Below are 14,251 nucleotides of genomic sequence, written 5' to 3'. Positions count from 1 at the left end.
CGACCCTAGGTGGCCGGAAAGCAACGCTGAAGTGTACGTTTCCTCCACTCCTGACGCTGCTGATGGATGGATCGTCCACCATGCCGGAACCGACCGCCCCGCCCACTCCGCCTGTCGCGCTCGCCGCGCTGCTGGCCCGCGCGGACCTCGGCCTGCGTCGGATCGCGGGGCCCGCGGACGCCGCCATCCGCTGGGTGCACACCTCGGAGATGGCCGACCCGTACCCGTATCTGCTCGGCGGCGAGCTGCTCATGACGGCGGGCGTCCAGCTCACCGACCCCGAGCGCTATGTGTCGCGGGTCGTGGCGGCGGGCGCGGCGGCGCTGGGCTTCGGGGTGGCCCCGGTGTACGACGCGGTGCCGCCCGCGCTGGTGGAGGCGTGCGCCCGGCACGGCCTGCCGCTCCTGGAGGTGCCGCCGCAGACGACGTTCTCCGGGGTGGCGCGGGCGGTGTGGCTCCTGATGGCGCGGGCCCGCGAGGACGAGCTGCGGCGCGTGAGCGAGGCGCAGCGGAGCCTGGCGAGCGCGGCGACCCGGCCCGGCCCGGTCCCGGCGGTCCTCCATCAGCTCGCGGCCCGGCTGGGGGGCTGGGCGGGGGTGCTCACGCCGGAGGGGGCGGTGGTGGACTCGGCAGGACCCGCACCGTCGGGGCCGGTGTGGGCGGGGGTGCGGGGGCTGGTGCGGGTGGTGGCGCCCGCGGCGGATCTCCCCCGCCCCGCCCCTTCCCGAAAGCCTCCGGCGGATCATGGCCCGGACTCGGGCCGGTGGGCAGCCCAGGGGCTCCGCCCACGGACCCCTGCTCCTCAACCGCCGGAGGGCCTTGATGTGCCTCCCACGCCCGGTTTTGAGCGTGCGGGCCTCAGTGGCCCCTCCGACACTCCTGACACTCCGGCATCTTCAGCCCCTCCGGCGTTCGAGGAGCGGGGGCCCGGGGACTCGCCCCCGGCGGGTCTCGGGAAGGGGCGGGGCGGGGGGAGCGCCCTGAGCGCCACCGACACCGTGGGCGGGTTCCACCTCGCCGCGTACGCCCTCGCGGGCCCCCGGGTCCTCGCCCTCGCCACCCCCCACCGCGCGCCCGGCGACCACACGATCGCGGGCGTCGCCGCCGTGCTCCTCACCCTGCTCACCGCCGAGCGGCAGGGCGCGGACGAGGCCGCCCGTTCGGCCGCACTGGTGCGGATGATGCTCGGAGGCGGCCCCGAGGACGCGGCGGCGCTGCTCGGCGAGGGGCCCTGGGTGGTGGTGCACGCCCGGGGCACGGGGAGCCCGCCGGACCTCGGGACCCCGCTGGTCGACCAGGGCGGGCCGAGCGTACGGGCCCTCGTACCGGCGGATCACGAGGTCATCGCGCACCCCGGCTGGACCCTCGGCGTCAGCGCCCCTGCCGGGCCTGACGCCCTGACCGTCGCCGACACCCAGGCCGCCCGCGCCCTGGAGCGCGCGGAGGCGACCCGTACCTCACTCGCCCGCCACCGCCCCACCGGATTCGGGGCGCTGATGGACCCGCAGGAGTCCGCCGCGTACGCCCGCGTACTGCTCGCCCCGCTCCCCGACCCCCTGCGCACCACCCTGCGCACCTGGCTCTCGCTGCACGGGAGTTGGGACCGCAGCGCCGTCGCGCTCGGGGTGCACCGCAACACCGTCCGCCAGCGGATCGGCCGCGTGGCGGCGCTGCTCGGCATGGATCTCGACGACATGGACGTCCGCACGGAGCTCTGGCTGGCACTCAGAAGTGCTGAGGCTCACTCTGGACAGTGCCGGTGACCGCCGGGTAACTTCGTATTTCAACCTGAGCAAGCGCTTAGACGAATGTGTGAGCCGAGGAGGACGACCGTGCGCCGTACGGTATTCAACGAAGACCACGAGGCGTTCCGGGAGACCCTGCGCGCCTTCATCGAGGCCGAGGTCGTCCCCGCGTACGACGAGTGGTTCGCCGACGGCATCGTGCCGCGCGACTTCTACTACAAGCTCGCCGAGCTCGGCATCTTCGGCATCCGCGTGGACGAGGAGTTCGGCGGCGCCGGCATCGACTCGTACAAGTTCGAAGCCGTGATGTACGAGGAGACGGCCCGCGCGGGCGTCCAGTTCGGCGGCTCCGGCGTGCACGTGCTGCTCGGCCTGCCCTACATCAAGATGCTCGCCACCGACGAGCAGAAGAAGCGCTTCCTGCCGAAGTTCGTCTCCGGCGAGGAGATGTGGGCCCTGGCGATGACCGAGCCGGGCACCGGCTCCGACCTCGCGGGCATGAAGACCACCGCCAAGCTCTCCGCGGACGGCTCGCACTACATCCTCAACGGCTCGAAGACCTTCATCACGGGCGGCGTGCACGCCGACCGCGTGATCGTCTGCGCCCGCACCGACGCCCCCTCCGCCGAGGACCGCCGCCACGGCATCTCGCTGTTCGCCGTGGACACCAAGTCCGAGGGGTACTCGATCGGCCGCAAGCTCGACAAGCTCGGCCTGAAGACCTCCGACACCGCCGAGCTGGCGTTCGTCGACGTGAAGGTCCCGGTCGAGGACCTGCTCGGCGAGGAGAACAAGGGCTTCTACTACCTGGGCCACAACCTGGCCTCCGAGCGCTGGGGCATCGCGTTCGGCGCGTACGCGCAGGCCAAGGCGGCCGTCCGGTTCGCCAAGGAGTACGTGCAGGACCGCACGGTCTTCGGCAAGCCGGTGGCCTCCTTCCAGAACACCAAGTTCGAACTGGCCGCCTGCCAGGCCGAGGTGGACGCCGCCGAGGCCGTCGCCGACCGCGCCCTCGAAGCCCTGGACGCGGGCGAGCTGACCCCGGCCGAGGCCGCGTCCGCGAAGCTGTTCTGCACCGAGGTCGCGCACCGCGTGATCGACCGCTGCCTCCAGCTGCACGGCGGCTACGGGTTCATGAACGAGTACCCGATCGCCCGCCTGTACGCCGACAACCGGGTGAACCGGATCTACGGCGGCACCAGCGAGATCATGAAGTCGATCATCGCCAAGGACATGGGCCTGTAGCCGTCCTCGGGTACAACTACCTTCATGCATCAGGCACTTGAGAGCCTCCTCGATCTGCTCGACCTGGAGCGGATCGAGGAGGACATCTTCCGCGGCCGGTCCCGCTCGGCGGTCGTGCCGCGCGTGTTCGGCGGCCAGGTCGCGGCCCAGGCGCTGGTCGCCGCGGGTCGCACCGTGCCCGCCGAGCGGATGGCGCACTCGCTGCACGCCTACTTCCTGCGCGCGGGTGACCCGGGCGCGCCGATCGTCTACACCGTCGACCGCATCCGCGACGGGGCCTCCTTCACCACCCGCCGCGTCGTCGCCATCCAGCACGGGCAGCCGATCTTCCACCTCTCCGCGTCGTTCCAGACGTACGAGGAGGGCATGGAGCACCAGGCCGACATGCCGCCGGCGCCGGACCCGGAGTCCCTGCCGACGGCCGCCGAGATGCTGCCGCGGTACGCGTCCGCCTTCCGGGACGAGGGGGTGGTGGACCGCCTGATCGAGGCCCGCGCGGCCGTCGACCTGCGGTACGTGGACGCGCCGCCCTGGGGCACCGTCGGCACCCCGCGCGAGCCGCGCTCGCAGGTGTGGTTCCGCACGAACGGCAAGCTGGCGGATGATCCGCTCCTGCACGTCTGCCTGGCGACGTACGTCTCCGACATGACCCTGCTCGACTCGGTGCTGCTCGCCCACGGGCGCGGCGGCTGGGCGGTCGGCGACGTGGTGGGCGCCTCGCTCGACCACGCGATGTGGTTCCACCGGCCGTTCCGGGCCGACGAGTGGCTCCTGTACGACCAGGAGTCGCCGTCCGCGTCCGGGGGGCGGGGGCTCGGTCAGGCGCGGATCTACACGGCGGACGGCCGTCTGGCGATCACGGTGATCCAGGAGGGCGTCGTCCGCATCCCCCGCGCCTGAACCCCGGGGGCGCCCGGGAGTCGCCTTTCGCGCAGTTCCCCGCGCCCCTGAACCCGCTCTCGGCTGCGAACCGTGCCCGCTTCTCGCGCCGTTCCCCGCGCCCCTGGCCGTACTAGTGCTGGCCAGCACAGGCATACCCAGCCCGTCATGGGGGTCCCCCCTGGCCCTTGAGGCCTTGGGGGAGTTTGAGGACGAGCGCCGTTCAGGCGCGAACGGGGGTGTGGGGGCGGAGCCCCCGCGAGGGGGGCCGGGGCGGAGCCCCGGGGCCTCTACGTCAGGCCCGCCGCGTTCAGGAGGTAGGCCGTCAGGGGCTCGTAGAAGCGCGGGTCCAGGACGTGGTCGTCCAGGGGCACGGTCACCTGGAGCGTCCCCTCCGCCTCGCCGATGAACAGCGCGGGGTCGTTGCAGTCCGCGTACCCCATCGCGTCCACCCCGAGCTGCCCCGCGCACCCCGCCCAGCCGTGGTCGGCGACCACGAGGTCCGGCGGGGTGTCCAGCGCGGCCAGGATCGCCCGCATCGGCTCCGGCGAGTGGGTGTGCCACAGCGACGCGCCCCGCTCGAAGACGGCCACGTCCGCGAACTGCACGACGTACCCCTCGTCGGCGGTGAGCCCGCCAGGGATCCGTACGATCTCGCAGCCCGCCGCCCGCAGCCCCGCGGCGGTCCGGCTGTGCACGTCGATGAGCGCGCCGGGGTGCCCCGTGGCGAACAGCACCCGCTCCCGCCCGGCGGCCGCCTTGCGCAGCCGGGCCGCCATCCGCTCCAGGCCGTCCACCGTCAGCTCGGGGTCGATGGTGTCCTGGCCGGTGCGGTGCCCGGGGTCGTCCACGACGCCGCAGCGCTCGGCCATCACGGCCAGCACGTCCTGCTCGTCGCCCCAGCGGTCCCCCAGCTCCAGGCCCAGCCAGTAGTGGCGGTCGCCGTTGGCGAGCTTGCGGTAGTGGGAGAGGTTGTTGTCGCGGGGCGTCGCGACGTCACCGGCGATACGGGTGCGGACGAGGTGGTCGACGAGGGCGGCACGGCTGGGTATCGGCATGCGGCCATTCTGCCCCGCCCGCCGCGCCCGGGACCGGGCCGTCCCGCGCACCGGACGGGGTTTCGGTGCGCGGCGGAAGAGGCTCAGCGCGCGTCCAGGGAGGCGAGGGCGCCGTGCGCCAGGCGGCGCAGCAGGGCCTCGGTGGCCGCGCGCCCCGGCAGCCCGGTGCCGTACGAGCCGAGGTGGGGCGTCGAGTTGAGCAGTCCGAACACGGCGTGGACCGCCCCGCGTACCTCCGCCTCGGGCACCGGCGGGTACAGCTCGCGCACGACGCCGACCCACAGCTCGACGTACTGCCGCTGGAGCTGGCGCACCAGCTTGCGGTCGCTGTCGCGCAGCCGGTCGAGCTCGCGGTCGTGCAGGGTGATCAGCGCCCGGTCGTCGAGGGCGAAGTCGATGTGGCCGTCGATGAGCGAGCCGAGCAGCCGCTCGGGGTCGCCCGCCGCCTCGGTGACCCGCTTGCGCCCGCCGTCGTACAGCCGCCCGCTGATGCCGACGAGCAGCTCGGCCAGCATCGCGTCCTTGCCCGCGAAGTGCCGGTACAGGCCAGGACCGCTGATGCCGACGGCGGCCCCTATCTCGTCGACGCCGACGCCGTGGAAGCCGCGCTCGGCGAAGAGGCGGGCGGCCTCGCGCAGGATCTGCTCGCGCCGGGTAGGGGCGTCGGTACGGGTGCTCATGGGAATTCATTCTAGACAACGCGGTTAGCGCTCGTTAACCTGAGGGAAACGAGTTAACGGTCATTAACATCCGTTGACCACGCCGCGTACGGGCAAGGGGGCTCGACACGATGCAGCAGGCACCGGTCCTGGGGAGTGCCGGGGGTCCCCCCTGGACGGAGTCCTTGGGGGAGGATCCCGCCTCCGAGGCCTGGCGGGCCAACGAGGCGGCGCACCGCGCGCTCGGCGAGGAGCTGCGGGCGAAGCTCGCCGCCGCCCGGCTCGGCGGGGGCGAGCGATCCCGCGAGCGCCACGTCGCGCGCGGCAAGCTCCTGCCAAGGGACCGGGTGGACACCCTGCTCGACCCGGGCTCGCCCTTCCTGGAGCTGGCCCCGCTGGCCGCCGAGGGGATGTACGGCGGGCAGGCGCCCGCCGCCGGGGTGATCGCCGGGATCGGCCGGGTCAGCGGCCGCGAGTGCGTGATCGTCGCCAATGACGCCACGGTCAAGGGCGGCACGTACTACCCGATGACGGTGAAGAAGCACCTGCGCGCCCAGGAGGTGGCGCTGGAGAACCGGCTGCCCTGCCTCTATCTGGTCGACTCGGGCGGCGCGTTCCTGCCGATGCAGGACGAGGTCTTCCCCGACCGCGAGCACTTCGGCCGGATCTTCTACAACCAGGCCCGGATGTCGGGCGCGGGCATCCCGCAGATCGCCGCCGTCCTCGGCTCCTGCACGGCTGGCGGTGCGTACGTGCCCGCGATGAGCGACGAGGCCGTGATCGTCCGCAACCAGGGCACGATCTTCCTGGGTGGCCCGCCCCTGGTGAAGGCCGCGACCGGCGAGGTCGTCACGGCCGAGGAGCTCGGCGGCGGCGAGGTCCACTCCAGGGTCTCCGGCGTCACCGACCACCTGGCGGAGGACGACGCCCACGCGCTGCGGATCGTCCGCAACATCGTGGCCACCCTCCCCGGGCGCGGCCCGCTGCCCTGGTCGGTCGAGCCGGCCGAGGAGCCGAAGGCCGACCCGTTCGGGCTGTACGGCGCCGTGCCGGTCGACTCGCGCACGCCCTACGACGTCCGGGAAGTGATCGCCCGGGTCGTCGACGGCTCACGCTTCCAGGAGTTCAAGTCGGAGTTCGGGCAGACGCTGGTCACCGGGTTCGCGCGGATCCACGGCCACCCGGTCGGGATCGTCGCCAACAACGGCATCCTGTTCTCCGAATCCGCCCAGAAGGGCGCCCACTTCATCGAGCTGTGCGACCAGCGCGGCATCCCGCTGGTCTTCCTTCAGAACATCTCGGGTTTCATGGTCGGGCGGGACTACGAGGCGGGCGGCATCGCCAAGCACGGCGCCAAGATGGTGACGGCGGTCGCCTGCACCCGGGTGCCGAAGCTGACGGTGGTCGTCGGCGGTTCCTACGGCGCGGGCAACTACTCGATGTGCGGCCGGGCCTACAGCCCCCGCTTCCTGTGGATGTGGCCGAACGCCAAGATCTCGGTGATGGGCGGCGAGCAGGCCGCGTCCGTCCTCGCCACGGTCAAGCGGGACCAGCTGGGCGACGACTGGAGCGCCGAGGACGAGGAGGCCTTCAAGGCCCCCATCCGCGAGCAGTACGAGACGCAGGGCAACGCCTACTACGCCACGGCCCGGCTCTGGGACGACGGGGTGATCGACCCGGTCGACACCCGCCAGGTCCTGGGCCTCGCCCTGACCGCCTGCGCCAACGCCCCCCTCGCCGACCCCGCCTTCGGCGTCTTCCGGATGTGACGGATGTGAAAGACGTGAGGGACGCGAGGGACGGGGCGAAGGGAACGACCCCGGTGGACGCCCCGGACGCGACGGATACGACGGCGTCCGGGTCGACCCCTCTCCCGTCCCCGCAAACCCCCACGCCGATCCCTACGCCGTCCATGTCGACTTCTATGTTGAGGGCTCCCATGTTCACGACAGTGCTCGTCGCCAACCGGGGCGAGATCGCGGTCCGCGTGATCCGCACCCTGCGCCGGCTCGGCGTCCGCTCGGTCGCCGTGTTCAGCGACGCGGACGCGGACGCGCGCCACGTCCACGAGGCCGACACGGCGGTCCGCATCGGCCCCGCCGCCGCGTCCGAGAGCTATCTGCGCCCCGAGCGGCTCATCGAGGCGGCGCTGCGCACCGGCGCCCAGGCCGTCCACCCGGGCTACGGCTTCCTCGCCGAGAACGCGTCGTTCGCGCGGGCCTGCACCGAGGCGGGCCTTGTCTTCATCGGCCCGCCCGCCGACGCGATCTCCCTGATGGGCGACAAGATCCGCGCCAAGGAGACCGTGCGGGCGGCCGGGGTGCCGGTCGTGCCGGGCTCGTCGGGCAGCGGGCTCACCGATGCCCAACTGGCCGACGCCGCGCGGGAGATCGGCATGCCGGTGCTCCTCAAGCCGAGCGCGGGCGGCGGCGGCAAGGGCATGCGCCTGGTCCGCGACGAGGCGCTGATCGGCGACGAGATCGCGGCCGCACGCCGCGAGGCCCGTTCCTCCTTCGGTGACGACACGCTGCTGGTGGAGCGCTGGGTCGACCGGCCGCGCCACATCGAGATCCAGGTCCTGGCCGACGGCCACGGCCACGTGATCCACCTCGGCGAGCGCGAGTGCTCGCTCCAGCGCCGCCACCAGAAGATCATCGAGGAGGCGCCCAGCGTCCTGCTCGACGAGGCGACGCGGGCCGCGATGGGCGAGGCCGCCGTCCAGGCCGCCCGCTCCTGCGGCTACTCGGGCGCGGGCACGGTCGAGTTCATCGTGCCGGGCCGCGACCCCTCCTCGTACTACTTCATGGAGATGAACACCCGCCTCCAGGTCGAGCACCCGGTGACCGAGCTCGTCACCGGCATGGACCTGGTGGAGTGGCAGCTCAGGGTGGCCGCGGGCGAGCGACTGCCGTACGAGCAGAAGGACATCGCGCTCACCGGTCACGCCGTCGAGGCCCGCCTCTGCGCCGAGGACCCCGCCCGCGGCTTCCTGCCGTCCGGGGGCACGGTCCTGGCACTGCGCGAGCCGCAGGGCGACGGAGTGCGCACGGACTCGGGGCTGAGCGAGGGCACCGAGGTCGGCAGCCTGTACGACCCGATGCTGTCCAAGGTGATCGCGTACGGACCGGACCGCGCGACCGCGCTGCGCAAGCTGCGCGCCGCGCTCGCCGACACGGTGACGCTCGGCGTGCCCACCAACGCCGGGTTCCTGCGCCGCCTGCTGGCCCACCCCGCCGTGGTGGCGGGCGAGTTGGACACCGGCCTGGTGGAGCGCGAGGCCGAGACGCTGGTCCCCGACGGCGTGCCCGACGAGGTGTACGCGGCGGCCGCCGCGGTGCGGCTCGACGCGCTGAGGCCCGAGCCCGCCGACGGCTGGACCGACCCGTTCTCGGTGCCGAGCGGGTGGCGGATGGGCGGTGCGGCGGCGCCGCTCGCCTTCCCCCTGCGCGTAGCGGGACACGAACCCGTCACTCGGTCCGCCCCGGCGGCGGCGACCGTCGCGGCGGACCGGGTCACGGTCGAACTCGACGGCGTCACCCACACCTTCCACCGCGCGGGAGGCTGGCTCGGCCGGGACGGCGACAGCTGGCACGTGGTCGACCACGACCCCGTCGAGGCCGCGCTGACCGGTGCGGTCCGCGGCGGCGCCGACACCCTGGCCGCGCCGATGCCCGGCACGGTCACCGTCGTCAAGGTGGCGGTGGGCGACGAAGTCGCCGCCGGACAGGGCCTGTTGGTGGTCGAGGCGATGAAGATGGAGCACCTCATCTCCGCCCCGCACGCGGGCACCGTCACCGAGCTCGATGTCACCCCCGGCTCGACGGTGGCGATGGACCAGGTGCTGGCCGTCGTCACCCCGGCGACCTCCGAGGAGTCCGCATGACGCTCCCCATGGTCGTACCGGCGCCGGACCTCCCGGCCCGGGTCCGCATCCACGAGGTGGGGGCCCGCGACGGGCTGCAGAACGAGAAGTCCGTCGTGCCGACCGAGGTGAAGGCCGAGTTCGTGCACCGGCTGGCCGCGGCGGGCCTGACCACCATCGAGGCGACGAGCTTCGTGCACCCCAAGTGGGTGCCCCAACTCGCCGACGCGGAGCAGCTGTTCCCGCTGCTCGGCGACCTCGAAGGAGTGGCGCTCCCCGTCCTCGTGCCGAACGAGCGGGGCCTGGACCGGGCGCTCGCGCTCGGCGCCGACCGCATCGCCGTGTTCGCCAGCGCCACCGAGTCCTTCGCCAAGGCCAATCTGAACCGGACGGTCGACGAGTCGCTCGCGATGTTCGAGCCGGTGGTGGCCCGGGCCAAGGCGCACAAGGCGCAGGTGCGGGGCTATCTGTCGATGTGCTTCGGCGACCCGTGGGAAGGCGCGGTGCCGGTGCACCAGGTCGTACGGGTCGCCAAGGCCCTGATGGACCTGGGCTGCGACGAGCTGAGCCTGGGCGACACCATCGGCGTGGCCACGCCCGCCCACGTGCAGGCCCTGCTCGCCGAGCTCAACGAGGAGGGCGTGCGCACCAGCACCATCGGGGTGCACTTCCACGACACCTACGGTCAGGCGCTGTCCAACACGCTCGCCGCGCTCCAGCACGGGGTGAGCACGGTGGACGCCTCGGCGGGCGGCCTGGGCGGCTGCCCCTACGCCAAGTCCGCGACCGGAAACCTCGCCACCGAAGACCTCGTGTGGATGCTCCAGGGCCTCGGTGTCGACACCGGGGTCGACCTCGGCCGGCTCACCGCCACCAGCGTGTGGATGGCCGAACAGCTGGGCCGCCCCAGCCCGTCCCGCACCGTACGTGCCCTCTCCCACCAGGAGTCGTAGCCATGCCCCTCGACCACCGTCTCACCCCCGAACACGAGGAACTCCGCCGTACCGTCGAGGAGTTCGCGCACGACGTGGTCGCGCCCAAGATCGGCGACCTCTACGAGCGCCACGAGTTCCCGTACGAGATCATCCGCGAGATGGGCCGCATGGGCCTGTTCGGGCTGCCCTTCCCCGAGGAGTACGGCGGCATGGGCGGCGACTACCTCGCGCTGGGCATCGCCCTGGAGGAGCTGGCCCGCGTCGACTCGTCGGTGGCCATCACCCTGGAGGCGGGCGTCTCGCTCGGCGCGATGCCGATCTTCCGCTTCGGCACGGAGGAGCAGAAGCGGGAGTGGCTGCCGCGGCTGTGCTCGGGCGAGATGCTGGGCGCGTTCGGCCTGACCGAGCCGGACTGCGGCTCGGACGCGGGCGGCACCCGCACCACGGCGGTGCGCGACGGCGACGAGTGGGTGATCAACGGCTCGAAGTGCTTCATCACCAACTCGGGTACGGACATCACCGGCCTGGTCACCGTCACCGCGGTCACCGGCCGCAAGGACGACGGCCGCCCGCTGATCTCGTCGATCATCGTCCCGTCGGGCACGCCGGGCTTCACGGTGGCGGCGCCGTACTCGAAGGTCGGCTGGAACGCCTCGGACACCCGCGAGCTGGCGTTCTCGGACGTACGCGTCCCGGCGGCGAACCTGCTCGGCGAGGAGGGCCGCGGCTACGCCCAGTTCCTGCGCATCCTGGACGAGGGCCGCATCGCGATCTCCGCGCTGGCGACCGGGCTCGCGCAGGGCTGCGTGGACGAGTCGGTGAAGTACGCCAAGGAGCGGCACGCCTTCGGCAGGCCCATCGGTGAGAACCAGGCGATCCAGTTCAAGATCGCCGACATGGAGCTGCGCGCCCACATGGCGCGGGTGGGCTGGCGCGACGCGGCGTCCCGCCTGGTGCACGGCGAGCCCTTCAAGAAGGAGGCGGCGCTCGCGAAGTTGTACTCCTCGACGGTGGCGGTCGACAACGCCCGCGAGGGCACCCAGATCTTCGGCGGCTACGGCTTCATGAACGAGTACCCGGTGGCCCGCATGTGGCGCGACTCCAAGATCCTGGAGATCGGCGAGGGCACGAGCGAGGTGCAGCGCATGCTGATCGCCCGCGAACTGGGGCTGCCCGCCTAGGAGTTGTGGGCCGGGCGGAGGCAGGCGGCCCCGCCCGGCCCCGGGGCGCCGGGCTCGGGGCCGGGTCCCCCGAAGGAGTGGTCGGACCGCGTCGTCCCCGCGCCCGGAGGCGGGGGGACGCACCCTGTCAGGGTGATCCCCCCGAACTGCCCCAGTTGCGACAGCCGTCCACCCCTGTGGAAGGACACCTCGGCCACCGCGCCGGGCGCCGCCGACCGCTGGCACTGGCACTGCGCGGGCTGTCTGCGAACGTACGAGCCGAGCCCCTCGCACAAGGTGCGGTTCACCTACGCACCCCTGCACCGGCAGGCCTCCCTGCTGGGCAGGTAGGGGGCGGCGGGGCGGGGTCGACCACTGGACAGCTGATGAGGTTAGGCTAACCTTTGTTCGCATCAGCCAGTGGCCGGTCCCCGGCACCGTACGTACGAAAGCGGACACCGTCATGCCCCTCGCCCGAGCGTCCCTGCCCACCCGTCGCGGCCTGTTGGCCATGGGCGGCGCGATCGGCATCGGTGCCGCGCTGACCGCCTGCGGGGGCGGCAAGAAGAGCGACTCCTCGGGCAGCGGCGCGACCAGCGCGAAGTCGGGGCCCTGGTCGTTCAAGGACGACCGCGGCCAGACGGCCGAGACCAGGACGACGCCGAAGAACATCGTCGCCTACACCGGCACCGCGGCCGCCCTCTTCGACTACGGGATTCAGGTCAAGGGCGTCTTCGGCCCGACGAAGACCAAGGACGGCAAGGCCGATGTGCAGGCCGGCGGGCTCGACATCAGCAAGGTCGAGATCATCGGCAACACCTACGGCGAGTTCAGCGTCGAGAAGTACGCCGCGCTCCAGCCCGACGTGCTGATCACGGACATGTGGCAGAAGGACGTCCTCTGGTTCGTGCCGGACAACAGCAAGGACAAGATCCTCAAGCTGGCGCCGAGCGTGGCCCTGTGGGCGGCCGACCAGAGCATGCCCGCCGCACTCCAGCGCCGCGCGGACCTCGCCAAGTCCCTTGGCGCGGACCTGAACGCGAAGCAGGTCACCGACGCGAAGGCCGCCTTCGAGAAGGCGTCCGCCCGGCTGCGCGCCGCCGCGAAGGCCAACCCCGGCATCAGGGTGCTGCTCGGCTCCGCCAGCCCCGACCTGTTCTACGTCTCCGAGGCCAAGCGCAGCTGCGACACCCGGTACTTCCAGGAGCTGGGGGTCCGGTTCGTCACCCCGAAGGTCGACTCGCAGGGCTTCTTCGAGTCGCTCAGCTGGGAGAACGTCGCCAAGTACCCGGCCGACCTGATCCTCATGGACAACCGCACCGGCACCCTGCAGCCCGGCGACCTCGGCAACAAGCCGACCTGGGGGCAGCTGCCCGCCGTCAAGGCCAAGCAGGTCGTGCCGCGCCTGACCGAACCGATCTACTCGTACGCGCGCGTCGCCCCCATCGTCGGCGCGCTCGCCCAGGCCATCGAGAACGCGAAGAAGGTCGCCTGACGATGCCCGCACCGGCCGAGACCGCCCCTGCCCCCTTCCGCCTCTTCGACCTGCGCGTGGTACGGGCCCGGCGGCTCGGCCCGTCCTTGACGCGGGTCACCTTCGGCGGCTTCGGCGACGAGGACCTCACGGCGTTCGCCGCCGGGGGCCGCGACCAGAGCCTGTCGCTCTTCCTGCCGCACCCCGGCCAGGAGGCCCCCGTCCTGCCGCCCGCCGACGACGCCGCCGGATGGTGGGGCGCGTACCGGGCGCTGCCCGAGGACGTACGGGCCGTGATGCGCTCGTACACGGTCCGGGCGCAGCGGCGCGATCCCGCGGGCGGGCCGGGTGAGATCGACATCGACTTCGCCCTGCACGACGACGGCGGGCCCGCCTGCCGCTGGGCGGGTTCGGCCCGGCCGGGCGCCCGGGTCACCGTGCTGGGTCCCGCCGTCGAGGACAACACGGCAGTACGTTTCCGACCGCCGGCCGGGACCGACTCGGTCGTCATCTGGGCCGACGAGACGGCGCTGCCCGCCGCGGCGGCCATCCTCGAATGGCTCCCCCCGGGCATGCCGGCCCGCGTCTGGATCACGGTGCCGTCGGCCGGGGACGCGATGCCGTTGGCGACGGCGGCGGACGCGGAGGTGACGTGGCTGCCGGACGCGTCCGCCCTGGACGCCATCGGGGCGGCGCCCCTGCCCGGCGCCTCCCCGTACGTCTGGATCGCGGGCGAGGCCTCCCAAGTGCGGTCGCTGCGGCGGCACTTCGTGGGTGAGCGGGGGGTGGACCGGGGGCGGGTCACGTTCGTGGGGTACTGGCGGCGGGGGCGGTCTGAGGACGAGCTCCGCGCGGCGGCGTAGGCGGTCCCCGCACCCCGCCCAGCCGTGGCCGGGCGCCTCGCCGGGGCCGCCGGGGGCTCCGCCCCCAGACCCGGGGTTCGCCCAACCCGGGGGTGGATGGCTGAGCCCTCGGGCTCCGCCCCAGACCCCGGGGGGTTCGCCCACCCGCCCGCCCGTCCAAGGGGTTGGAAGGTTCCGCTCCTGGGGCTCCGCCCCAGACCCCGGGGGATTCGCCCACCCGCCCGCCCGTCCAAGGGGTTGGAAGGTTCCGCTCCTGGGGCTCCGCCCCAGACCCCGGGGGGTTGCCCACCCGCCCACCCGTGCAGGGGGTTGGAAGGTTCTGCTTCTGGGGCTGCGCCCCAGACCCCCTGAGGGGCTGCGCCCCTCGAACC

12 protein-coding genes are annotated in these 14,251 nt (G+C 73.0%); 10 read left to right on the top strand and 2 right to left on the bottom strand.

Translation table 11 applies throughout. The features are described 5' to 3' along the window. Positions 1–80 precede the first annotated feature (80 nt). The 3 genes from DT019_RS12010 to tesB all read left to right on the top strand — a co-directional run bounded on the left by DT019_RS12010 (position 81) and on the right by tesB (position 3,890). Complete coding sequence (locus DT019_RS12010) at positions 81–1,763, top strand: PucR family transcriptional regulator (protein WP_189389466.1); 1,683 nt, start codon at positions 81–83, stop codon at positions 1,761–1,763. A 69-nt stretch (positions 1,764–1,832) separates the two neighbouring features. Further along, positions 1,833–2,990, top strand: a complete 1,158-nt coding sequence (locus DT019_RS12005; protein ID WP_114036741.1) for an acyl-CoA dehydrogenase family protein — start codon at positions 1,833–1,835, stop codon at positions 2,988–2,990. 24 nt (positions 2,991–3,014) lie between these two features. Beyond that, the gene (gene tesB, locus DT019_RS12000; protein WP_114036740.1) at positions 3,015–3,890 is read left to right on the top strand and encodes an acyl-CoA thioesterase II; all 876 of its coding nucleotides are present in this window, start codon (positions 3,015–3,017) and stop codon (positions 3,888–3,890) included. Positions 3,891–4,159: 269 nt separating this feature from the next. Here tesB and DT019_RS11995 read toward each other — a convergent pair whose 3' ends face one another. Beyond that, the gene (locus tag DT019_RS11995) at positions 4,160–4,927 is read right to left on the bottom strand and encodes a phosphatase (RefSeq protein WP_114036739.1); all 768 of its coding nucleotides are present in this window, start codon (positions 4,925–4,927) and stop codon (positions 4,160–4,162) included. 83 nt (positions 4,928–5,010) lie between these two features. Next, positions 5,011–5,607: a TetR/AcrR family transcriptional regulator gene (locus tag DT019_RS11990; RefSeq protein ID WP_114036738.1), complete on the bottom strand. Its 597-nt coding sequence runs from the start codon at positions 5,605–5,607 to the stop codon at positions 5,011–5,013. A 110-nt stretch (positions 5,608–5,717) separates the two neighbouring features. Here DT019_RS11990 and DT019_RS11985 point away from each other — a divergent pair, with 110 nt between their 5' ends. The 7 genes from DT019_RS11985 (at position 5,718) to DT019_RS11955 (ending at position 13,880) form a co-directional block, all read left to right on the top strand. Beyond that, on the top strand, positions 5,718–7,355 hold the full coding sequence (locus DT019_RS11985) for a carboxyl transferase domain-containing protein (RefSeq protein ID WP_114036737.1): 1,638 nt from the start codon (positions 5,718–5,720) through the stop codon (positions 7,353–7,355). Between the two features lie 170 nt (positions 7,356–7,525). Continuing rightward, on the top strand, positions 7,526–9,469 hold the full coding sequence (locus tag DT019_RS11980; protein ID WP_114036736.1) for an acetyl/propionyl/methylcrotonyl-CoA carboxylase subunit alpha: 1,944 nt from the start codon (positions 7,526–7,528) through the stop codon (positions 9,467–9,469). After that, a complete protein-coding gene (locus DT019_RS11975) occupies positions 9,466–10,401 on the top strand; it encodes a hydroxymethylglutaryl-CoA lyase (protein ID WP_114036735.1) in 936 nt (311 codons plus the stop codon). The genes DT019_RS11980 and DT019_RS11975 overlap by 4 nt, the downstream gene beginning before the upstream one ends. Positions 10,402–10,403: 2 nt before the next feature. Next, a complete protein-coding gene (locus tag DT019_RS11970; protein ID WP_114036734.1) occupies positions 10,404–11,564 on the top strand; it encodes an acyl-CoA dehydrogenase family protein in 1,161 nt (386 codons plus the stop codon). 132 nt (positions 11,565–11,696) lie between these two features. Beyond that, positions 11,697–11,894: a hypothetical protein gene (locus tag DT019_RS11965; RefSeq protein WP_114036733.1), complete on the top strand. Its 198-nt coding sequence runs from the start codon at positions 11,697–11,699 to the stop codon at positions 11,892–11,894. A 112-nt stretch (positions 11,895–12,006) separates the two neighbouring features. Beyond that, complete coding sequence (locus DT019_RS11960) at positions 12,007–13,038, top strand: ABC transporter substrate-binding protein (RefSeq protein WP_114036732.1); 1,032 nt, start codon at positions 12,007–12,009, stop codon at positions 13,036–13,038. A gap of 2 nt (positions 13,039–13,040) precedes the next feature. After that, positions 13,041–13,880: a siderophore-interacting protein gene (locus tag DT019_RS11955; RefSeq protein ID WP_114036731.1), complete on the top strand. Its 840-nt coding sequence runs from the start codon at positions 13,041–13,043 to the stop codon at positions 13,878–13,880. The last annotated feature ends 371 nt before the right edge of the window (positions 13,881–14,251 follow it).

This window comes from Streptomyces sp. SDr-06, assembly GCF_003324565.1.
Taxonomy (GTDB): Bacteria; Actinomycetota; Actinomycetes; order Streptomycetales; family Streptomycetaceae; genus Streptomyces.
This window is presented reverse-complemented; position numbering and strand designations above follow the sequence as displayed.